Raw genomic sequence first — 22,069 nt, 5'->3', positions numbered from 1 at the left:
AAAGGCATGAAAGTCAAACAGTTACTGGTTATCGGGTTCGGCGTGCTGCTGGCCCTGATTGCCGCATCGTCTATCCTGTCGGTACTTCGGCTGCAGACCATTATCGATAGTGGTGCGGAAATTACCGAGAACCACATGCCGCGTGCCAACGCGGTGAACAAGATCGTGGACAACGTCAACGGTACGGCGCGTGGCGTGCGTACCGCGCTGCTGGCTGATGACCCGCAAATTGCCGCATCGCAAGTGAAAGAGCTGGATGACCAGCTTAAAAACATTGATGCAGCCATGGAGGTGTTGAAACAGCGCCCGCCCGAAGAACAGTCGGTTGCTTTGCAGGCCAGCCTGATGAAAGCAGACCAGGAATACCGTGCCAAGCTGCGTCAGTTTACTGTCCTGTTCAATGCCGGCCAGCTGCCCGAAGCTAAGGTTTTCCTGTTCACCCAGCTGCGTGATGTACAAAAAAACTATCTGACCGCGGTTGAAGCACTGGTCGCTTACGAAGAAGGCATGGCACAAGAGCACGGCGTCAGCCTGCAGCAGGATGCCAATGCCTCTTTGCTCATCACAAAGGGCTTTTTGATTGCCTCGCTGGTCATCGGCCTGCTGGCGGCCTACCTGATTGGCCGTTCGCTGTTCCGCGTGATCGGTGGCGAGCCCTCTGATGCCACCAAACTCATGCAAGAGCTGGCCAGCGGCGAGGTAAGCAGTACCTTGCAGGTAAACGATAAAGACACCAGCAGCCTGTTCTACTACATCAAGCAGGCTGCTGATAAAGCCATCGAGAACATCCGTATCCGCAACGCACTGGACGCTGCTGCTACCAATGTGATGATTGCCAATGCCGATAATATTGTGGTGTACGCCAACCGTGCCGTAGGCGACATGCTGCAAAACGCCGAAGCCGACATCAAGAAAGAACTGCCAGGTTTTAGCGCCCGCGACGTGGTAGGCAGCAATATCGACGGTTTCCACAAACGCCCCGAGCACCAGCGCACCATGCTGGCTAGCATGCGTTCGCCCCATAAAGCCACCATCCAGGTAGGCGTGCGTACCTTTGTGTTGCTGGTAACGCCTATCCTGAACAAGCAGGGCACCGCCTTGGGTACGGTGGTGGAGTGGCAAGACATTACCGAGCAACTGAAGCGCGAAGCCGTAGAGCAGCAAAAACGCGAAGCAGACCTGCGCCTGCTGGAAGAAAACACCCGTATCCGCAAGGCGCTGGACAATGTGTCGTCCAACGTGATGATTGCCGACAACGACCGCAACATCATCTACCTGAACCGAAGCGTGCTGGACATGCTGCAAGTGGCCGAGCACGACATCAAGCGTGTACTGCCAAACTTTGACGCCCGCCGTCTGCAGGGTGCCAATATGGATGTCTTCCACCGTAACCCTGCGCACCAGCGCGGCCTGCTGGAAGCCCTGAAAACCACCCATACCAGCCAGATCGGCGTGGGCGGCCGTACCTTCCGCCTGATTGCCAACCCGGTGTTCAGTGATAGTGGTGAGCGCATTGGTTCGGTCGTGGAGTGGTCGGACCGTACCGAAGAAGTACGCGTGGAAAAAGAAGTGTCCGAAGTGGTGGGCGCTGCGGCCAACGGTGACTTTAGCCAGCGTATCCCGCTGGATGGCAAAACCGGCTTCTTTGCCACTTTGTCCAGCCAGGTCAACCAGCTGCTGGACGTGTCCAGCCGTGGCCTGAGCGATATTGCCCAGGTGTTGTCCGGCCTGGCTGCCGGCGACCTGACCCGCACGATAGAAGCCGAGTACGAAGGCATGTTCGGCCAGCTGCGCAACGATACCAACCTGACCGTAGCGCGCCTGAAAGACATTGTTGGCAACATCAAGGAAGCCACCGATGCCATCAACACCGCCGCACAGGAAATCTCTGCCGGTAACGTGAACCTGTCCAGCCGCACCGAGCAGCAAGCCGCCAGCCTGGAGGAAACCGCCTCCAGCATGGAAGAAATCACCAGCACCGTGAAGCAGAACGCCGAGAACTCGCGCAAGGCCAATAGCCTGGCCGTGGGTGCCTCCGACATTGCCTCGCGTGGTGGTGTGGTAGTGGGCAAAGTGGTTTCCACCATGAACGAGATCAACGAGAGTGCCACCAAGATCGTGGACATCATCAGCGTGATCGACGGCATTGCCTTCCAGACCAATATCCTGGCGCTGAACGCGGCGGTAGAAGCCGCCCGTGCCGGCGAACAGGGCCGTGGCTTTGCCGTGGTGGCCAGCGAGGTGCGCAACCTGGCACAGCGCTCGGCTGCTGCCGCCAAGGAAATCAAGGGCCTGATTGGCGACTCGGTAGAAAAAGTGGAATCGGGCACCCGTCTGGTAGACGAAGCGGGCCGCACCATGGAAGAAATCGTATCGTCCATCCGCCGCGTGACCGACATCATGAGCGAAATCTCGGCGGCCTCCATCGAGCAGAGTTCGGGTATCGAGCAAGTGAACCTGGCCGTGAGCCAGATGGACGAAAACACGCAGAAAAACGCCGCCCTGGTGGAAGAGGCCGCAGCCGCAGCCGAATCGCTGGAAGAGCAGGCGTCCAATCTGCGCGATGCCGTGGCCATCTTCAAGCTGGACCAGCTCGGCGCAGCAGCCAGCCTGCGCAAACCGGAGCGCAAGCCGCAAGCCAGCGTGCTGGTGCACCAGCCGGCAGCGCCGGTGCGCAAGGCCCTGCCTGCCATGAACCACCAGGCGGTGCGCCCGGCGGCCACGGATGAAGGCGAGTGGGAGGAGTTCTGAGCACAGCCAGCGATAAGGAAAGCATCTTTGCGCGGGATCTTCATTTTTCCGATGAAGATTTCCGCATCATCCGCGAGCTGCTTTACGACAAAACCGGTATTGCCCTGAGTGCGGTAAAGAACCATATGGCGTACGCCAGGCTGGCCAAGCATGTGCGCCGGCTGGGCGTGGCCAACTTTACCGACTATCTGGCTCTGTTGCGCTCGCCGGAAGGGGCGCATGAGTGGGAGCATTTCATCAATGCGCTTACCACCAACCTGACATCGTTTTTCCGCGAGCAACACCACTTCGATATCCTGCGCCAGCACGCCCAGCAGCACGCCGACCGTGGCGACGCCTACCGCGTGTGGAGCTCGGCCTCGTCTACCGGTGAAGAACCCTATTCGATCGCCATGACACTGGACCCGGCGGTAAGGTCGGGTAACTATCATATTGTCGCGTCAGATATCGATACCAATGTCTTGAAAAAGGCTGCCGGCGGGGTGTACGCTCTGGACAGGATCGCCAAGCTGAGTGACCAGCAGCTCAAGCAGTTCTTTCTGCGCGGGCGCGGCCAGAACGAAGGCATGGTCAAGATCAAGTCTGGCTTGATGCGCAATATGGAGTTTCGCCAGATCAACCTGGTAGACCGCAGCTGGCCGCAGCTGGGCATGTTTGATGTCATCTTCTGCCGCAATGTGCTGATCTATTTCGACAAGCCCACGCAAGCCGGGATCCTGGAGCACTTTGCCCAGTACCTGAAACCGCACGGCCTGTTATTGCTGGGGCATTCCGAGAATATCCAGCATATCACTGATACCTTTTCGCCCTGCGGCAAGACTGCTTACCGCCTGGCGGGTGGAAAAACACCATGAGCACGGAGCGCAAGATACGCGTGGTAGTGGTTGATGATTCGGCGCTGATACGCGAGCTGCTAGGCAAGATCATCAATGAACAAAGCGATATGGAAGTGGTGGCCTTTGCCCCCGACCCGGTTGCCGCGCGTGAACGTATCCGTGAAACCAACCCGGATGTGATTACCCTGGATGTGGAAATGCCCAAGATGGACGGCCTGGAGTTCCTGCGCCGCCTGATGAGCCTGCGGCCAACCCCTGTGCTGATGATTTCCTCCCTCACCGCCAGTGGCTCGGAAACCGCCTTGCGGGCGCTGGAGCTGGGCGCGGTGGACTGTATTGCCAAGCCGCAGCTGGATATCAGCCGCGGCATGCTGGATTACGCCGAGAAGATTTGCGAAAAAATCCGCATGGCCGCCGGGGCGCATGTGCGCCTGCCGCCGCGCTTTATCCAGCGCGATAGCCAGCCGGCCGCGCCGCGCACGCCAACCGCTATCCTGCGCCGCGATGCCATCATTGTGGTGGGGGCATCCACCGGCGGTACCGAGGCCCTGCGCGAGTTTTTGTCGGCGCTGCCGGCCGATGCACCGCCCGTGCTGGTGGTGCAGCATATGCCGGAAAACTTCACCCTGTCGTTTGCGCGCCGGCTGGACCAGAGCTGTGCCATGTCGGTGTGCGAAGCCACCGACGGCCAGCCGATACTGCCTGGCCATGTGTATATCGCACCCGGGCATTCGCACCTTAGCCTGCGTAAGGTGGCCAGCGGTTTCGTCACCGAGCTGGGGCAGGGCGAGCCGGTAAACCGCCACCGCCCGTCGGTAGATGTGCTGTTTGATTCTGCGGCCAACCTGCTGGGCAAACGTGCCGTGGGCGTGATTCTGACCGGTATGGGGCGCGATGGCGCGGCAGGCATGCTGCGCATGCGCGAAGCCGGGGCGTTCAATATTGGCCAGGATCAGGCGTCTTGCGTGGTGTACGGCATGCCGCGTGCCGCGTTTGAAGCCGGTGCGGTACACGAAGTGGCCCCGCTGGACCGGGTGGCCGAGCGCGTGCTGGCCTACCTGGCTGGCAAAACCATGCGGGAGGCCTGATGACGATTGCCGGTACCGCACATCATCGATATTTCGATAAAAACTTCAACCGCGCTGCGGCCAAGCTGCTGCCAGGCGAATACGAAGCCTCCGGCGACGGGCTGCTGCTGGTCACCGTGTTGGGCTCCTGTGTGTCTGCCTGCCTGCGCGACCGCAAAACCGGCATCGCCGGCATGAACCATTTCATGCTGCCAGACCAGGGCAGCAGCAATAGCGACCGCCTGATGCCGGCGCGCTTTGGCACCCACGCCATGGAGCTGTTGATCAACGACATGCTCAAACTGGGCGCCAACCGCAGCACGCTGGAAGCCAAGGTGTTTGGCGGCGGCAACGTGATTGCCGGCATGACCACGGTGAATATCGGCCAGCGTAACGCCGGCTTTGTGCGCGCCTTTCTGGCGCAGGAAAACATCCCTATCGTGGCCGAAGACCTGGGGCTGGATGTGGCGCGCAAGATCTACTTTTTTACCGATACCGGCAAGGTGATGGTGAAAAAGATCAACCCGCAGCAAACCCTGGTGCAGGAAGAAGAAAGCTACCGCCGCCGTATCGACCGCGATACCGAGCAAAAGCATGGTGGCGATATCGACCTGTTCATCTAGCCGTTGTGTCTGGCAGCACAAGCAAAAGGTTGGCCGCGGCCAACCTTTTTTGCGTCTAGCGTTCCAGTAGCGGCAGCTTGCCCGTTTGCGTCGCCCAGTGTTCGTGGTCGGCCAGCGGGGGCTGCTGCGTGGTGATCACCGGCCACTGCGCCGCCAGCTCGGCGTTCAGCGCCAGCATGTGCGCCTGATCTGCCGGCAGGTCGGTATCGGTGGTAATGGCATCAATCGGGCACTCGGCAATGCACAGCGTGCAATCGATGCACTCGTCCGGGTCGATGGCCAGAAAGTTTGGCCCCTCGTGAAAGCAGTCCACCGGGCACACGGTTACGCAGTCGGTGTATTTGCATTTGATACAGGCTTCGGTTACAACGTGCGTCACGATCATCTCCTGCTGGCCGGGCATAGCGCCCATCTAGTCATTGTTGCCCTGTTTGCCCGCCATGTCTGCCTCTACTTTGCCTACCGCCCCCGCTTACCGTGGCCGTTTTGCCCCCAGCCCTACCGGCCTGTTGCATGCCGGCTCGCTGACCACGGCCGTGGGCAGCTATCTGGAAGCCTGGCGCCAGGGCGGCCAGTGGTGGCTGCGCATGGAAGACCTGGACCCGCCACGCGAAATGCCCGGCGCCGCCAGCGCCATCCTGCACACGCTGGAAGCCTTCGGCTTTGAGTGGCAGGGCGAGCTGGCCTGGCAGCACGACCGTTACGACTTATACCGTGCGGCACTGGATCAACTGATCGACGCAGGCTACGCCTACGGCTGCGCCTGCACGCGCAAGGAGATTGCCGAGCAGGGCCAGCGCGGCGTGGATGGCACGGTCTACCCCGGTATCTGCCGCCACGGCGTGGCTGCTGGGCGGCAGGCACGCGCCTGGCGCCTGCGCGTGCCCGACGCCGAGCTGGCGTTTACCGACCGCCTGCAGGGGCGCTACGCCCAGCAGCTGCAGCGCGATATCGGCGACGTGGTGCTGCTGCGGGCTGACGGCTTCTGGGCCTACCAGCTGGCGGTGGTGGTGGACGACATGGCGCAGGGGATGACCGACATCGTGCGCGGTGCCGATCTGCTGGTGTCTACCCCGCGCCAGCTGTGGCTGCGCCAGTGTCTGGGCGGTGCGGCGGTAACGCATTGCCACCTGCCGGTCATGGTGAATGCGGCGGGCGAGAAGCTATCCAAGCAAACGCTGGCCCCGGCGATTGATGCGGCCAACGTGGCGCAGCAGCTGCGCGATGCGCTGGCGCGGCTGGGCCACCCGGTGCCGCCATACGTACAGACACGCGACGAGATATGGCAGTGGGCGCGACAAAACTGGCACCTGGCGCGGGTGCCGGCCGGGCCTATCGTCCTGGCATAGCCAAAAAACGCTATAATTTTGTGCACAGCAGCAGGGCCTCCTCGTCGAGGCCCTGTTTGTTTTGTGATGCCGTGCAGCCAGCCTGCACGGTATAGCCACGCCCCGAGACAGGGGCGGGCCTGTGGACACCAGCAAAACCCAAGAACAATCAGGACTTTCCATGCAATACCTTATTCCCCGTGCGGCCTGGCCGTGCGCAGCTATTCCCCCCGTTTACCCCGCTTGCCAGGGAGGCCGCCATGACTAAGGCCGCACCGGGCAAGCTCGGCTTCTGGATGTGTACCGCCCTGGTGGTGGGCAATATGATCGGCTCCGGCGTGTTTTTGCTGCCGGCTTCGCTGGCGCAGTATGGCGGCTCGTCGCTGATCGGCTGGACCATTACCTCGCTGGGCGCCATCTGCCTGGCGCTGGTGTTTGCCAAGCTGGCTACCCTGCTGCCGCACAAGGCAGGCGGCCCGTATGCCTATATTCACGAAGGCTTTGGCGACTTTGCCGGTTTCCTGATTGCCTGGGGTTACTGGATTGCCCTGTGGGCCGGTAATGCGGCACTGACCGTGGCCGGTGTCAGCTACCTGGGGGTGTTCTTCCCCGTGCTGAACCAGAGCAACCTGGCCGCCGGTGCCACCGCCATCGGCCTGATCTGGCTGGTAACGTGGATCAACAGCCGCGGCCCGCAAAGCTCCGGCCGTGTGGCGATTGTTACCACGCTGATCAAGCTGCTGCCGCTGGCTGGCGTCACCATTGCCGGCCTGCTGTACCTGAACCCCGACTTTGTGCAGTTCAACCCGCAGCACAAGCCGCTGGGCGAGGCCATCCCCGCTACCATGGCGCTGACGCTGTGGGCGTTTCTGGGGCTGGAGTCGGCCTCGGTACCGGCTGGGGATGTGGACCAGCCAGAGCGCACCATCCCGCGTGCCACCGTACTGGGCACGCTGATTGCCGCCGGTCTGTACATCCTTAGTACCATTGCGCTGCAGGGCCTGATGCCAGCCAGCCAGTTGGCCGCATCCAGCGCACCGTTTGCCGACGCCGCTCGCCAGCTGTGGGGCAACTGGGCCTACTACGCGGTAGGGCTGGGTGCCGTGGTGTCGTGCTTTGGCGCACTGAACGGCTGGTGCCTGATGCAGGGGCATATCCCGGCCGCTGCCGCCCGCGATAAGCTGTTTCCGCGCTTTTTCGTGCGCGAAAACAAAGCCGGTGTGCCCATCGTTGGCCTGGTGCTGTCTACCATGCTGGTCACCATTTTGCTGGCCAGCAAGTACGCAGGTGGCGACAGTGGCGTGCAGATTTTCGAATTTGTCATCCTGCTGGCCACGGCCACCACGTTGCTGCCTTACGCCTTCTGCGCCATGGCGCTGCTGGCGGTGATGCTGAAGCGCCACCAGCAGTTCAGCCGCCGTGACTGGTACGCGCCGCTGGCGTTCTCTTTTGGCGGCTTCATCTTTGCCATGTGGACCATCTATGGCTCCGGTGCCGAGGTGGTGATGTGGGGCATCCTGCTGCTGCTGGCCGGCCTGCCGGTCTACCTGTGGCAGCTGCGCGAGCGCCTGGTGAAAGGCTAAGCACGGCGCTGCAGGGTAGCTTGCGGCCACTATGATGCAAGGCCCAGCGTGGTTAACACGCTGGGCCTTGTTATTTACTATCTATAATTACTTAATATACTAGCCGGATATTGATTTTATAATGGCTATTAGATTAATTATATTTGATAATTCTATATGGTGTCGGTTGTTGGTGACGAAATATCAAGGATGGAAGCTGCCTCTCTGTTTAGCTCTGGAGTGTCATTGAGTTGGTAGCCTTTTTCAATCAATTTTCGAGTGTAATATTTATTATACATGAATGCCCAAATGATGCCGATGAAAAATGCACCTATGCCTGCGGTGACAAGTGCGATAATGATAGAAATGATGAAGCCGCCAATGAAGGTAATAAAATCGCCACGAAATAGTGCAGGGAAAAAACCGAAGAAGAAGGTTGTCCATGAAAACCCTATGTAGCCCGTTTTTGTCAAGCCTGTGTGTGGGTTTTTTAGTTTGATTGCTTTAGCCATTATAAGCTCCGTGGAAAGTTGGAATGTGTCTTTGAGGATATGTTTATAAAATAATTGAAAATCAATGTGGTTGATTTTTTATCTAGTACTTTAGCCTAGGCATATGAGAATAAAGCAAACAATCCACGTAATGAAATATGCCAAACTCTGTTTTGTTGCTTGCGCTCGCTGGTATAGGTATACAGGGACAAGCCAAACCCATCCTTTGAATTTTTCTGTGTTGTGGCCTGCATTTTTTAGATGCTTTTCGTCTGCGAGGGATAATATAATGTTCAGCGCTAGTGTAATGAACCAGTATTTCCCATTGGCCATTGCTATTTCAGCAGCAAATTGATTTTCACTGTAAATGACCCCTGCGACAAACCATTCAATAAAATATCCAATCAGTGGAGCGAATGCCAATATCCAAACGATAGTGTTGCTTATGTGTTCTCCTGAAAGTGGTGGCGGCGTAGTACTATCGAGATGAGTTCGAAGATCAGTATTTTCAATTTTCTTCCAGTCAGGGAAACCTTGTTTCCATACTGGAGTGCCCCGATATACTGTGGATGATTTTATGAATGAAATCATCTCACTTTCGGTGACGGGGCCCTTCCGCTGGCCATTTTCTTCGTAGTACCAACAGCCTTCTGCTGCTGCCTGTGCATCGTTCATTTGAAGTCTCCACTATCTTATCGGGCTGTACGCGTGAATTCATGCATGCAAGTTGTCATTTGGCATATTGATTGTCATTTTGCACATTTTTTATCTAAAAGCAATAGTTGATATGGATTTTTTCAAGCGATTGCCACTGTTCCACCTCGAAGGTTTGAGTCTTGTCAAATCCAGAACCTCAGGCTGCAAGTTGTGATTCTTATTGTTTAATGCAAATCTAACGATGTGCTTCCTCAGAGTGTTGTTTGTTGAGTTTTCGGTCTGGAAACCAATCTGAAGATGCTATTGGATGGCGTTTCCAGTGGTGTGGTGGTTTTGCATCCAATCTTGAGCTTGGTATCTATTGCGAAAGTCACATCTTTGTACTTTGCCGTTTCAAGCCAAATCCAGCTTGCCAAGCCACGCCGTGGCAACGATAATGCGCGCATTCCGCAGGAGAGAGCGGTTTGCCCACCGGGCAGAACCGCCGCCGAAGGCGCAAGTGCACCCGCAATCGCTCAGGCAAAAGGACTGCAAGAATCGGGGTTTTCCCCGCAGAATCTGGAGAGCGGCGCACAAGATGCGTCCACCGAAGGGGCTAACGGCGCAATGCCGGAAAATCTCAGGTGCAGGGACAGAGGGGTGTGAGGCAGGGATAATCTCACTCCTAAGGACTTGCAATGACGGCCCCGAAACGTACCCCCCTATTTGATGCCCACGTGGCTTCCGGCGCGAAAATGGTTGATTTCGCTGGCTGGGAAATGCCTATTCACTATGGCTCCCAGCTGAAAGAGCACGAGATCGTGCGCAGCGACGCCGGCATGTTCGACGTATCCCACATGACCGTGGTGGACATCACCGGTAGCGACGCCAAGGCCTGGCTGCAAAAGCTGATTGCCAACGATGTAGCCAAGCTGGGTTTCGAGGGCAAGGCACTGTACTCCGGCATGCTGAACGAACAAGGCGGTGTGGTAGACGATCTGATCGTATACCTCACCGCTTTTGGTTATCGCATGGTGGTGAACGCCGGCACCACCGACAAAGACCTGGCCTGGATGGCCAAGCAGTCCGCCGGTTTCGACGTGACCCTGCAAGTACGCCGCGACCTGGCCATGCTGGCCGTGCAAGGCCCCACCGCCATCGACAAAGTCTGCAGCGTAAAGCCGGCGCTGGCCGACGCCATCCGCGCGCTGAAAGTCTTCCAGGGCCTGCCGTCCGGCGAATGGTTCTTTGCCCGCACCGGCTACACCGGTGAAGACGGCCTGGAAATCATGATCCCCGCTACCGAAGCCATTACCTTCTTTAACGAGCTGAAAGACGCCGGTGTCGCGCCTATCGGCCTGGGCGCCCGCGACACGCTGCGCCTGGAAGCCGGCATGAACCTGTACGGCCACGATATGGACGACGGCGTTTCCCCGCTGGAAGCCGGCATGGGCTGGACTATTGCCATGACCGAAGGCCGCGACTTTATCGGCCGCAGCGCACTGGAAGCCCAGAAAGCCGCTGGCGTGGCCATGAAGCAGGTAGGCCTGGTGCTGGAAGGCCGCGGCGTGCTGCGCGAAGGCCAGAAAGTGGTGGTAGACGGCATCGGCGAAGGCATCATCACCAGCGGTACCTTCTCGCCCACCCTCAAGCATTCCATCGCCATCGCCCGCGTACCGGCTGCCACTGCGGCTACCGCCCAGGTAGACCTGCGCGGCACGCTGACCGACGTGCGTGTGGTGAAAATGCCGTTCGTACGTAACGGCAAGAAAGTTTTTGAATAAGCTGGTGTATAACGACGGGGCGAGCAAGAGCCTGCCCTGCTACACCATCACGACACATTTTTCTGGAGAGAAACGATGAGCAACATTCCTGCCGAACTGAAATACGTATCCAGCCACGAATGGCTGCGCCTGGAAGCCGACGGCTCCGTGACCGTGGGTATTACCGAGCACGCGCAAGAGCTGCTGGGTGACATCGTATTTGTCGAGCTGCCTGCCGTAGGCGCCAACCTGGCTGCCGAAGAGCAAGCCGGCGTAGTGGAATCGGTAAAAGCCGCTTCCGACGTGTACGCCCCGATCGCAGGCGAAATCCTGGCAGTAAACGCCGAACTGGAAGCCAACCCGGAGCTGGCCAACAGCGAGCCGTACGCCGCAGGCTGGTTCTTCAAGATCAAGCCGGCCAACGCCGCTGATCTGGATGGCCTGCTGGACGCCGCTGCCTACGCAGCCGAAATCGGCGCCTGATAAAACGGCCCTGCCATCGCAAGATGGTGGGGCATTTTTTTTGCCACGAATTTTTTGCCACGAAACCCACGAAACAACACGAACGCTTCCATTGCTGACGTGTACTAGGCAAGCCATGACTTTGCCTGGATCATTTTTGTGTCTTTTGTGGTTTTCGTGGCCAAGCAGTAAGCCATTCGTGGCCGATATACAGACGGAATCGCAGACATGTCTCTCTCGCAACTCTTCAATCATCAAGAATTCATCGCCCGCCACATCGGCCCGTGCGATGCCGAACAACAGCAGATGCTGGCCGAAATCGGCGCCAGCTCGCTGGAAGACCTGGTGGCACAAACCGTGCCGGCCGGTATCCGCTTTAACCGTGCGCTGGATCTGCCTGCAGCACAGCGCGAAGTAGACGCCCTGGCCGACCTGAAAGCCGTGGCCAGCAAGAACGTGATCAACAAGTCGTTTATCGGCATGGGTTACTACCCGGTGATTACCCCCGGCGTGATCCTGCGTAACGTGCTGGAAAACCCGGGCTGGTACACCGCCTACACCCCGTACCAGGCCGAAATCGCCCAGGGCCGCCTGGAAGCGCTGCTGAACTACCAGCAAATGGTGATCGACCTCACCGGCTTGGACATTGCCAACGCCTCGCTGCTGGACGAAGCCACCGCCGCCGCCGAAGGCATGGCGCTGGCTCGCCGTGCTTCCAAGGTAAAAGGCGACCGTTTCTTTGTGGATAGCCGCGTGCTGCCGCAAACCCTGGACGTGCTGAAAACCCGTGCCGAGTACTTCGGTTTCGAGCTGGTACTGGGCCACCCGGAAGAAGCCGGCAATGGCGACTACTTTGGCGCGCTGTTCCAGTACCCGGGCGAAGCCGGCGACGTGCTGGATCTGACCCCGTACATTGCTGCCGTCAAAGCCAAAGGTGGCGTGGCCATCGTGGCGGCCGACGTGATGGCGCTGGTGGCGTTGAAGTCGCCAGCCGAGATGGGCGCCGACGTAGCACTGGGTAACACCCAGCGCTTTGGCGTGCCGATGGGCTTTGGCGGCCCGCACGCTGCCTACTTTGCCTTCCGCGACGACATGAAGCGCTCGGCCCCTGGCCGCATCATTGGCGTGTCCATCGATGCCAAAGGCAAGACCGCGCTACGCATGGCGCTGCAAACCCGCGAACAGCACATCCGCCGCGAAAAAGCCAACTCCAACATCTGCACCAGCCAGGTACTGCTGGCCAATATGGCCGGCATGTACGCCGTGTACCACGGCCCGGCCGGCGTGAAGCGCATTGCCCAGCGTATCCACCGCCTGGCTGCCATCTTCGCCCACGCGGTGAAAGCGGCGGGCGGCAAGCTGAAATTCGAACAGTTCTACGACACCGTACAGGTCGAGCTGGGTGCCGATGCGGCCAACGTGTACGCCGCTGCGCTGGCTGCCGGCATCAACGTGCGCGACGCGGGTAACGGCGTACTGGGTGTGGCCTTCCACGAAGCCGCTACCGAAGCCGACCTGGCCCAGCTGATTGAAATCTTCACTGGCAAGGCTGCCGACATTGCCGCGCTGGACGCTGCCGCTGCCGACGCGATCCCGGCCAGCCTGAAGCGCGAATCCGCCATCCTCAGCCACCCGGTGTTCAACGAGCACCACAGCGAGCACGAGATGCTGCGCTACCTGAAGAAGCTGGAAAACCGCGACCTGGCCATGAACCACAGCATGATCAGCCTGGGCAGTTGCACCATGAAGCTGAACGCCACCAGCGAGATGATTCCGGTGACCTGGCCAGAGTTTGCCAACATGCACCCGTTCGCCCCGCGCGAGCAGGCCGCCGGCTACCTGGAAATGATAGCCGGCCTGCAACAGCAGCTGCTGGCCATTACCGGCTTTGACGCCATCTCCATGCAGCCTAACTCCGGCGCGCAGGGCGAGTACGCCGGCCTGCTGGCTATCCGCCGCTACCACACCAGCCGTGGCGACGCGCACCGCACCATCTGCCTGATTCCGCAATCGGCGCACGGTACCAACCCGGCTACCGCGCAGATGCTGGGCATGCAAGTGGTGGTGGTGAAAACCGACGACAACGGCAACGTGGACATGGCCGACATGCAGGCCAAGGCCGAGCAGCATGCGGCCAACCTGGGCGCGCTGATGATTACCTACCCGTCCACCCACGGCGTGTTCGAAGAGTCCATCAAGGAAATCTGCGAACTGGTGCACGCCAACGGCGGCCAGGTGTACATGGACGGTGCCAACATGAACGCGCAGGTGGGCCTGACCCGCCCGGCCGACATTGGCGCCGACGTGCTGCACATGAACCTGCACAAAACCTTCTGCATTCCGCACGGCGGTGGCGGCCCGGGCATGGGCCCGATCGGCATGAAAGCGCACCTGGCGCCGTTCATGGCCAACCACGTGGTAGCCGAAGTACCGGGTGCGGTAGCGGGCCAGAGCGCGGTTTCCGCTGCGCCGTTCGGCTCGGCATCCATCCTGCCGATCTCCTACATGTATATCCGCATGATGGGGGCCGAGGGCGCCAAGCGTTCTACCGAGATCGCGCTGCTGAACGCCAACTACCTGAAAGACAAGCTGGCAGCCCATTACCCGGTGCTGTACACCGGCAAGAATGGCCGTGTAGCGCACGAGTGCATCATCGACCTGCGCCCGCTGAAGGCTGCCTCCGGCGTGACCGAGGTAGACGTGGCCAAGCGTCTGATGGACTACGGCTTCCACGCCCCGACCATGAGCTTCCCGGTAGCGGGTACGCTGATGATCGAGCCGACCGAGTCCGAGTCCAAGGCCGAGCTGGACCGTTTCATTGCCGCCATGGTGTCTATCCGCCAGGAAATCGACGCGGTACAGAACGGTGTATGGCCAAAAGACAACAACCCGCTGTGCCACGCACCGCACAGCAAGGCCGATATCGCCGGCGAGTGGACCCGCCCGTACACCCGCGAGCAGGCGTTCTTCCCGCTGCCGTACGTGCTGGAAAACAAGTTCTGGCCTAGCGTGAACCGTATCGACGACGTATACGGCGACCGCAACCTGGTGTGCAGCTGCCCGTCTATCGACAACTACGAGTAAGCGCCACCGTGCGGCCAACCTGCCAGGTTGGCCGCAGGCAAAGCAAAACCCCGCCAGCGCAAGCCGGCGGGGTTTTTATTTGTGTCTTGGCGTATGCCCGTCAGGGCAGGGCAGCCTAGCCGCTAAAGCTGGCCAGGGTTTTATTGAGGCTTTGCGCCAGCTGCTGCAGGCGGCGGGTTTCTGTTTCTACTTCCAGTGCGCTGCCCAAGGTGCGTTTGGCCATCTCGGATACCCGGTCGGCATTGCCGGCTATGTCCTGGCTGGCGCTGGCTTGCTCTTGCAGCTCCTGGTGAATCTGCCCCATGGTGCTGACGCTCAAGCGGGTACGTTCTTCAATCAGCTCGATGGCATTACCGGCTTTTTGTGCGTCTTCCGAGCTCTGCGCTACCTGGCGTATGCCACCTTCCATGGCGTGAACCGCTTGCTGCGCTGACGTCTGTATGCCCGACACCATGGTCTGGATTTCTTTGGTAGCCGTGCTGGTGCGCTCAGCCAGGTTACGCACTTCGTCTGCTACCACGGCAAAACCGCGGCCGCTTTCGCCGGCACGGGCCGCCTCGATGGCGGCATTCAGCGCCAGCAGGTTGGTTTGCTCGGCAATGCCACTGATGGCCTCTACCACCTGGCCAATCTGCATAGCGCTGCTTTCCAGCGAGTGAATCACGTTGGAAACATGCTGTACCGATTCTGTTGCGGCCAGGATGGCGTTGGCCGACTGCGTGACTGTCTGGCTGCTGTTGCGTGCCTGCTCGCCCGCCGCCTGGCTGCATTCCAGCGCGCTGCGTGTGCTCTGGCTAACGTTGGCCACGCTATGGCTCATCTGGCTGATGGCGCTGCTGATGTGCTCGGCCGAGCTGCTTTGTGCTTCGGCATCACTGCGCACCCGCGACGTTAGCTCGCCGATGCTGCCGCTGGTACTTTCCAGCGAGCCGGCGACGTCTTGCAGCTGGGCTACCAGCTTTTGCTGGGACTTCAGCATGCGGTTGAAGGCTTGTATCGATACCGCCAGCTCCAGCCCGGCATGGTCATCTACACGCAGGCTCAGGTTGCCGGTTTTGATCACCTGGTTGGCGGTATTGGTGAGCGCCCGCAGGGGGCGCAGCAGCAGCCGGCTGAGTACCGCTGCGTAGGCCGCCAGCAGCAGGGCAGCAACCAGCGCCAGCGTGCCGCTGATGATGGACTGCTTGCTGATGCCGGCATCTACCGTGTGTTGTGCGCTGTCGGAAGACTGCTCGATGGCATCGGTCACTTTTTCCATGCCGCCTTCCAGCGCGTCAAAGTCCTGTTCGAAAGCGGGCAGGGTAGCCAGTGCTTTGTCCGGCTGGCTTTCCAGGCTGCCGATGATGACGCTGGCCGACTGCAGATAGCGCTCTACTTGCGGTATCACTTCACCATACAGTGCTGTCAGCTGGGCGTTGCCGCTGGCGCGCTGGGTGTTATCGGCCATCAATTCGCGAAAATGTTTGGCATGCTCGGCCAGGTCTGCCGCAATACCCTTGAGCTTGTCCTTTTCACCCAGCTTGTCGCGGTACAGCGCCGACAGCACGTCCGAGCGCACCGCGTCGTGCATCATGTCGGCTTCGGTTTGCTGGCGGATCATTTTCTGGGTATTCAGCAAGTCGTTTACTTCGCTGGCGATGATGCGGGAGCCTAGCAAACCGCTCGTACCCAGCGCCACGCAAAAAAGAATGGCGATACTCACCATCAGGATGAGGTGGGTGCGCAACGATATGTGCTTCATGGTATTTCCTTGAAAATGGTGCGGTATCGACCCAGCGTTTTTATTTATAGTGCTTGGGATATGGCTTGCCAATGATTGATGCATCATTTTCATGGCATACAGACAGGTGGGGCGGGAGTGGCGAAAAAACTGGCAGCATGTAGAATGGTGACGTCTTCTTTATATGGTGTTCACCCTGTCCAATGGACGTGCTTATATTAGTTGTACTTTTCCTCCTTAATGGCATCTTTGCCATGACCGAAATCGCTATCGTCTCCTCGCGCAAGGTTCGCTTGCAGCAGTGGGCAGACGAAGGCAACCGTGGCGCCGCTGCCGCGCTCAAGCTGGCAGAAGAGCCTACCCGCTTCCTGTCTACCATCCAGATCGGCATTACCCTGATCGGCATTCTGTCCGGTGCCTTTGGTGAAGCCGCCATTGCCGACCGGCTGCAAGCGTATCTGGAAACCAACCCGCTACTGGCCGAGTTTGCCCGCCCCATTGCGCTTATCGTCACGGTGATGCTGATTACCTATTTCTCGCTGATCATCGGCGAGCTGGTACCCAAGCGCGTGGGTATGCAAAACCCCGAGGTGCTGGCGTCCGTGCTGGCGCGCCCCATGCTGCTGCTGGCCCGCGTGACCTCGCCGGTGGTACGCCTGCTGAGCCTGTCTACCGAGGCAGTGCTGCGTGTGCTGGGGGTAAAAAAGAACAAAGACCCGTCCATTACCGAAGAAGAAATCAAGGTACTGATGGAGCAGGGTGCCGACGAAGGTATCTTCGACCGCGCCGAGCAGGAGCTGGTGGAAAACATCTTCAGCCTGGACGAAAAGAAGGTGGTCTCCATCATGACGCCGCGCAAGGACATCATTGCGCTGGATGTAGAAGACCCGCTGGAAGAAAACCTCAAGATCATTCGTGGCAGCGTATTTACCCGCTACCCGGTGGTAAAAGGCGGTTTCGAGAACGTACTGGGCATGGTGCAGGCCAAAGACCTGCTGCACCGCCTGCTGGACGACAAGTCGGTAAAACTGGCCGAGTCGGTGCGCCCGCCGCTGTACGTGCCGGAAGCCATCAGCCCGATGCAGCTTTTGGAGCAGTTCAAGCGCACGCGTAACCATACTGCGCTGGTGGTGGACGAATACGGCGAAATCGAAGGCCTGGTCACCATTAACGACGTGATGGAAGCCATTGTGGGCGACCTGCCGACCGAGGCCGGTGACGGCGACGACGAAATCGTGCAGCGCGAAGACGGCAGCTGGCTGGTGGACGGCATGATGTCGCTGGAAGACTTCAAAGAGCACTTCGAGCTGGACAGCATCGAGGGTGAAGAGTCGGGTAATTTCCAGACCCTGGGCGGCTTTGTCATGTTCATGCTGGGCCGCGTACCCACCGCCGCCGACAAGGTGGTGTGGAACGGTTTCAGCTTTGAGGTGATGGATATGGACCGCACCCGGGTAGACAAGGTGCTGGTGATCGCCCCGCCGCCGGCGCCTGTAGCAGACTAGCCCCCGGCCAAGGCACTGGCTCGCCAGTACTGCCACATCCGGAACCCCCTGCCGCTTACCCGGCAGGGGGTTTTGTTTTCAGGCCTGCTCGGTGGCGTAGCGCTGGCGGTGCGCTAGGGGTTGGCCGCAGCTTAGCCCGCAGGCGTCATGCTGGCAGGGCCTAGCTGCTGGAAGGCCAGAAAGTCTTGCTGGCCCATGGGCCTGGCCAGGTAATAGCCCTGCACATAGTGGCAACCATGCGCTTGCAGGAACGCCAGCTGTTCGGCGGTTTCCACGCCTTCTGCCACGGTCTGGATGCCGATGGTCCGTGCCAGCGACAGAATCGCTTTCACCACGGCCTGGTTGCGCGGGCTGTTGAACAGGCTCCAGATAAAGCGCTGGTCGATTTTGACCTTGTCTACCGGCAGCTCCACCAGATAGTTCAGCGAGGAGTAGCCGGCGCCAAAGTCATCAATGGCAATGCGAAAGCCCGCCTGGCGCAGCCGGGTCAGCGTGACCGAAATGGCCTCCAGGTTCTGGATCAGCGACGATTCGGTCAGCTCCAGCTCGATGGCAGACGCGGGTATGCCATGCTGTGATACCGCTTGCACCAGCCGCTCGGGCAGGTTGCTCATGGCCAGCTGGCGTGCCGACAGGTTAATGCTGATGCTCTGCGGCTGGCCTTGTTCTACGCTGAGCGCGACAAAGCGGCAGGCGGCCTCCAGTACGAAATCCCCTATGCCTTCTATCAGGCCGTGCTGTTCGGCAAACGGGATAAACACCCCCGGCGAGGCCTGGCTGCCACCACCAGGCCAGCGCAATAGCGCCTCGCCATAGCTGCCCAGCCCCGCTGCCAGCGGCACGACGGGCTGGTAGTGCAGCACAAACTGCTGCGCTTCGATGGCGTGGCGCAGCTGGGTGAACAGCTCCATCTCGTCACGCAGCCGAGCCTCGATGGCAGGCTCGAAAAAACAATAGCGGTTACGCCCCAGCGCCTTGGCCTGATACATGGCGGCGTCGGCATTTTTCATCAGGTGTTCGGTGCTTTCGCCATCGCCGGGGAACATGGCAATGCCGATGCTGGCGCCCACCTCGGCGTCGCGTGCCTCCAGGCGGAAGGGCAGGTTTAGCACGCTGACGATGGCCTCGGCGGTGCGCGCCACGTGCGAGGGGCTGCAGTCACGCACGATAATGCAAAACTCGTCCCCGGATAGCCGCGCTACCGTGTCTTCCAGCCGCACTGTGCCGCGCAGGCGTTCGGCCACGTCCATCAGCAGCTCGTCGCCGGCTTTGTGCCCCAGCGTGTCGTTCACGTATTTGAAGCGGTCCAGATCCAGCAGCATGGTGGCAAAGCTGCGCTTTTCTTCGCGGGCAATGTCGATCTCGTGCGCCAGGCGGTCTTTCAGCAGCACGCGGTTGGGCAGGGCGGTGAGCGGGTCGTAGTAGGCCAGCCGGCGTAGCTGGGTTTCCGCCAGCTTGAGCTGGGTAATGTCGGACAGAATGCCCACATAGTGTGTGACCGAGCCATCGGGCTCGGTGGCGGCATTGATGGTGAGCAGGGCGTGCACCAGGCTGCCGTCGGTGTGGCGGTTCACCACTTCGCCTTGCCAGCGCCCGGCGCTGGAGAGCTGGGCCCAGAGCTGCTGGTAAAACTGGCGGTCGTGGTGGCCGGAGCGGGTGATGGGCGGGCGCTTGCCGTACAGCTCGTCCGGTGTCATGCCGGTCATCATCTGATAGGCAGGGTTGGCCGCCACGATATGGGTATCGGGCGTGGTGATGATTACGGCATCTTCGGTGTGCTCGAACACCATTTCGTACAGGCGGCGGCGCTTTTCTGCCTGCTGGCGCTGGCGGATTTCGTCTTCCAGCTGGCGGTTGGCTTGCTGCAGGTGGGCGGTGCGCTCGTTCACCATGTGTTCCAGCTTTTGCTGCTGGGCTTCACTGCTGGCCAGCAGCGCTTGCTGGCTCAGCAGCAAGGTGCGAAAGCGCCGCAGTGCATCAAACACCGGGCGAAACAGGGCATCGCCTGGCGGGGGTTCTATGCGGGTATCGCCGTTGCCCAGTGCCATCAATAAGGCTTCGGTGCGTTGCAGCTGGCTGCCAATGCGGTGCATGCGCCAGCCTATCAAGCCCAGGGCGGCGAATAGCAGGCCCAGCAGAATGTTTTGCATGCGCTGGCCAGTGTGCAGGGTGTCTTGCAGGCCGGCCTCGAAGTGCCGGATGGACAGTTCGCGCTGCTGGCGTGCCAGCTTGCGCAGTTTTTCCATGTCATGGGTTACCTGGCGGCTGATGATCAGGGCCTGTTCTTCTGCGGCCTCGGTTTCGCTGGGTAGCAGTTGCAGCAGCTTGCCCGCCTGGGTGTGGTAGCGCATCAGGTCGGCCTGGATATCGCGTACCAGACTAGCCAGGCCTGGGCTTTGCCAGCTTTGCTCACCCAGCGCCAGGGTGTTCCGCGTAAGCCGGTTCAGCGCTTGTTGCAGACTAAGCTTGCGCCGCATGATATCGGTGGCGCCAAGCTGCCCGGCCTCTTGTTCTTCTACCAGCAGGATCAGCCGGTTATGCAGATCGCCCAGGTGTGACACGGTGTCTGCCAGCTGTTGTTGTTCGCGCGCGTGGCTGCGGCTTTCTTCTGCCAGCTGCCACGTTTGTTCGTCGCTGTAGTAGTGCAGGAACGTCATGGCACTGAGCAGCAGGATGACCAGCAATGCCTGCAGCCAGAACATCTGGCGGCTGATGGTGCGTGCTAGCGGGAAGTGTCGTTGCAACATGGGTAACCCGTTATCTTGTTTTATTGAATCATAGCTGCTGGCGGGCAGCTTGCCTGGACGCTGCATGTCCAGCTGGCTTGCAAAGCTTTGCAAAAAACAGGCTTTATCTTGTGGCGGCATGACGCTAAGGTATGGCCTGCGGCCTGCCATGATGCCGGCCGGTGATAATCACCCATTGGGATCGACAAAGATGAAACTGGAAACGCTTGCCGTACACGGGGGCTACAGCCCCGACCCGACCACCAAAGCCGTAGCGGTACCGCTGTACCAGACCACCAGCTACGCTTTTGACAGCACCCAGCACGGTGCCGACCTGTTCGACCTGAAGGTGCAGGGCAATATCTACACCCGCATCATGAACCCCACCACCGACGTGCTGGAAAAGCGCGTGGCCGCGCTGGAAGGCGGTATTGGCGCGCTGGCGGTCGCGTCCGGCATGGCGGCCATCAGCTATGCGATCCAGACCATTGCCGAGGCCGGCGACAACATTATTGCTACCAGCACGCTGTACGGCGGCACCTATAACCTGTTTGCCCACACCTTCCCGCAGCTGGGCATTACCGTGCGCTTTATCGACCCGGCGCGCCCGCAGGATATTGCGGCCAACGTGGACGACAAGACCAAGGCGGTATTCTGCGAATCCATCGGCAACCCGCTGGGCAATGTGGTGGACTTTGGCGCCTTTGCTGCCGAGGCACACAAGCACGGCCTGCCGCTGATTGTGGATAACACCGTGCCGTCGCCTTACCTGTGCCGCCCGTTCGAGCACGGTGCCGACATCGTGGTGCACAGCCTGACCAAATACCTGGGCGGCCACGGTACCAGCATTGGCGGCATCATCGTGGATGGCGGCAAGTTCCCGTGGGGCGAGCACAAAGAGCGCTTTGTGCGCCTGAACACGCCAGACGTGAGCTACCACGGCGTGAACTACGTAGAAGTGCTGGGCGCGGCGGCTTACATTGCCCGCGCCCGCGTGGTGCCGCTGCGCAATATGGGCGCGGCGATCTCGCCATTTAACGCGCACCAGATCCTGCTGGGTATCGAAACGCTGGCATTGCGCCTGGACCGCATCTGCGACAACACGCTGAAAGTGGCGCAGTACCTGCAGCAGCACCCGGCCGTGGAATGGGTGGAGTACGCCGCGCTGGAAGGCCACCCCAGCCGCCCGCTGGTGGACAAATACATGGGCGGCCGCGCGTCGGGTATCCTGTCGTTTGGTATCAAGGGCGGGGTAGAGGCCGGTGGCCGCTTTATCGATGCGCTGCAGCTGGTGACGCGCTTGGTGAATATTGGCGACGCCAAGAGCCTGGCGTGCCACCCGGCATCCACCACGCACCGTCAGCTGTCGCCGCAAGAGCAGCTGCGTGCCGGCGTGAAGCCGGAGCTGATCCGCCTGTCCATCGGTATCGAGCACGTGGACGATATCCTGGCCGACGTGGTGCAGGCGCTGGACGCCGCTGTGCGCCAGGCGTAACTCGCCACCCTGACTGCAGT

The 22,069-nt window shown here is 60.0% G+C and carries 16 protein-coding genes and 2 riboswitches; of the genes, 11 read left to right on the top strand and 5 right to left on the bottom strand.

The window, feature by feature from the left end; all coding sequences use genetic code 11:
- The first annotated feature begins 6 nt into the window (after positions 1 to 6).
- From FLQ44_RS24695 to cheD, 4 genes are read left to right on the top strand one after another with little or no spacing between them, the layout of a single operon-like run.
- Positions 7 to 2,751, top strand: a complete 2,745-nt coding sequence (locus FLQ44_RS24695) for a methyl-accepting chemotaxis protein (protein ID WP_147694712.1) — start codon at positions 7 to 9, stop codon at positions 2,749 to 2,751.
- Positions 2,736 to 3,605, top strand: a complete 870-nt coding sequence (locus tag FLQ44_RS12880; protein WP_240801271.1) for a CheR family methyltransferase — start codon at positions 2,736 to 2,738, stop codon at positions 3,603 to 3,605. The genes FLQ44_RS24695 and FLQ44_RS12880 overlap by 16 nt, the downstream gene beginning before the upstream one ends.
- Entirely contained in the window at positions 3,602 to 4,675 is a 1,074-nt protein-coding gene (locus FLQ44_RS12875) for a protein-glutamate methylesterase/protein-glutamine glutaminase (RefSeq protein ID WP_147694711.1), read from the top strand. Before FLQ44_RS12880 ends, FLQ44_RS12875 begins: the two co-directional genes overlap by 4 nt.
- A complete protein-coding gene (gene cheD / locus FLQ44_RS12870) occupies positions 4,675 to 5,277 on the top strand; it encodes a chemoreceptor glutamine deamidase CheD (protein WP_147694710.1) in 603 nt (200 codons plus the stop codon). Before FLQ44_RS12875 ends, cheD begins: the two co-directional genes overlap by 1 nt.
- Before the next feature lie 55 nt (positions 5,278 to 5,332).
- Here the strand turns inward: cheD and fdxA are convergent, their stop codons facing one another.
- The gene (fdxA, locus tag FLQ44_RS12865; RefSeq protein ID WP_147694709.1) at positions 5,333 to 5,656 is read right to left on the bottom strand and encodes a ferredoxin FdxA; all 324 of its coding nucleotides are present in this window, start codon (positions 5,654 to 5,656) and stop codon (positions 5,333 to 5,335) included.
- Positions 5,657 to 5,717: 61 nt separating this feature from the next.
- On the opposite strand from fdxA, the gene gluQRS reads away from it, so the two are divergent.
- Both gluQRS and FLQ44_RS12855 read left to right on the top strand, forming a co-directional pair.
- Entirely contained in the window at positions 5,718 to 6,626 is a 909-nt protein-coding gene (gluQRS, locus tag FLQ44_RS12860; protein WP_147694708.1) for a tRNA glutamyl-Q(34) synthetase GluQRS, read from the top strand.
- A 239-nt stretch (positions 6,627 to 6,865) separates the two neighbouring features.
- A complete protein-coding gene (locus FLQ44_RS12855) occupies positions 6,866 to 8,188 on the top strand; it encodes an amino acid permease (protein ID WP_147694707.1) in 1,323 nt (440 codons plus the stop codon).
- A 152-nt stretch (positions 8,189 to 8,340) separates the two neighbouring features.
- On the opposite strand, the gene FLQ44_RS12850 is transcribed toward FLQ44_RS12855, so the two are convergent.
- Together FLQ44_RS12850 and FLQ44_RS12845 are read right to left on the bottom strand one after the other, a co-directional pair.
- Entirely contained in the window at positions 8,341 to 8,679 is a 339-nt protein-coding gene (locus tag FLQ44_RS12850) for a hypothetical protein (RefSeq protein ID WP_147694706.1), read from the bottom strand.
- A gap of 90 nt (positions 8,680 to 8,769) precedes the next feature.
- Positions 8,770 to 9,333, bottom strand: coding sequence for a DUF4339 domain-containing protein (locus FLQ44_RS12845; protein WP_147694705.1), 564 nt, complete (start codon positions 9,331 to 9,333; stop codon positions 8,770 to 8,772).
- A gap of 422 nt (positions 9,334 to 9,755) precedes the next feature.
- A riboswitch (glycine riboswitch) is annotated at positions 9,756 to 9,856 on the top strand.
- Positions 9,857 to 9,863: 7 nt separating this feature from the next.
- A riboswitch (glycine riboswitch) is annotated at positions 9,864 to 9,960 on the top strand.
- A gap of 32 nt (positions 9,961 to 9,992) precedes the next feature.
- Between FLQ44_RS12845 and gcvT the strand changes: the two genes are divergently transcribed.
- The 3 genes from gcvT (at position 9,993) to gcvP (ending at position 14,603) form a co-directional block, all read left to right on the top strand.
- Positions 9,993 to 11,078, top strand: a complete 1,086-nt coding sequence (gene gcvT / locus FLQ44_RS12840) for a glycine cleavage system aminomethyltransferase GcvT (protein ID WP_147694704.1) — start codon at positions 9,993 to 9,995, stop codon at positions 11,076 to 11,078.
- A gap of 75 nt (positions 11,079 to 11,153) precedes the next feature.
- Positions 11,154 to 11,540, top strand: a complete 387-nt coding sequence (gene gcvH, locus FLQ44_RS12835) for a glycine cleavage system protein GcvH (RefSeq protein WP_147694703.1) — start codon at positions 11,154 to 11,156, stop codon at positions 11,538 to 11,540.
- A gap of 207 nt (positions 11,541 to 11,747) precedes the next feature.
- Positions 11,748 to 14,603: an aminomethyl-transferring glycine dehydrogenase gene (gene gcvP / locus FLQ44_RS12830; RefSeq protein ID WP_147694702.1), complete on the top strand. Its 2,856-nt coding sequence runs from the start codon at positions 11,748 to 11,750 to the stop codon at positions 14,601 to 14,603.
- A 115-nt stretch (positions 14,604 to 14,718) separates the two neighbouring features.
- On the opposite strand, the gene FLQ44_RS12825 is transcribed toward gcvP, so the two are convergent.
- A complete protein-coding gene (locus FLQ44_RS12825) occupies positions 14,719 to 16,344 on the bottom strand; it encodes a methyl-accepting chemotaxis protein (RefSeq protein ID WP_170252969.1) in 1,626 nt (541 codons plus the stop codon).
- A gap of 182 nt (positions 16,345 to 16,526) precedes the next feature.
- Here FLQ44_RS12825 and FLQ44_RS12820 point away from each other — a divergent pair, with 182 nt between their 5' ends.
- Positions 16,527 to 17,828: a hemolysin family protein gene (locus tag FLQ44_RS12820; RefSeq protein WP_147694700.1), complete on the top strand. Its 1,302-nt coding sequence runs from the start codon at positions 16,527 to 16,529 to the stop codon at positions 17,826 to 17,828.
- Positions 17,829 to 17,959: 131 nt separating this feature from the next.
- Here the strand turns inward: FLQ44_RS12820 and FLQ44_RS12815 are convergent, their stop codons facing one another.
- Positions 17,960 to 20,575 carry a putative bifunctional diguanylate cyclase/phosphodiesterase gene (locus FLQ44_RS12815; protein WP_170252968.1) on the bottom strand — a complete coding sequence of 872 codons (2,616 nt, stop codon included), beginning with the start codon at positions 20,573 to 20,575 and terminating at the stop codon, positions 17,960 to 17,962.
- A gap of 190 nt (positions 20,576 to 20,765) precedes the next feature.
- On the opposite strand from FLQ44_RS12815, the gene FLQ44_RS12810 reads away from it, so the two are divergent.
- Entirely contained in the window at positions 20,766 to 22,049 is a 1,284-nt protein-coding gene (locus FLQ44_RS12810) for an O-acetylhomoserine aminocarboxypropyltransferase/cysteine synthase family protein (protein WP_147694698.1), read from the top strand.
- Positions 22,050 to 22,069: the final 20 nt, after the last annotated feature.

Origin of the sequence: Vogesella mureinivorans (genome assembly GCF_007644035.1) — a bacterium.
Lineage (GTDB): Bacteria > Pseudomonadota > Gammaproteobacteria > Burkholderiales > Chromobacteriaceae > Vogesella > Vogesella mureinivorans.
The sequence above is the reverse complement of the archived record's forward strand: the minus strand, read 5'-3'. Positions and strand labels throughout refer to the sequence as shown.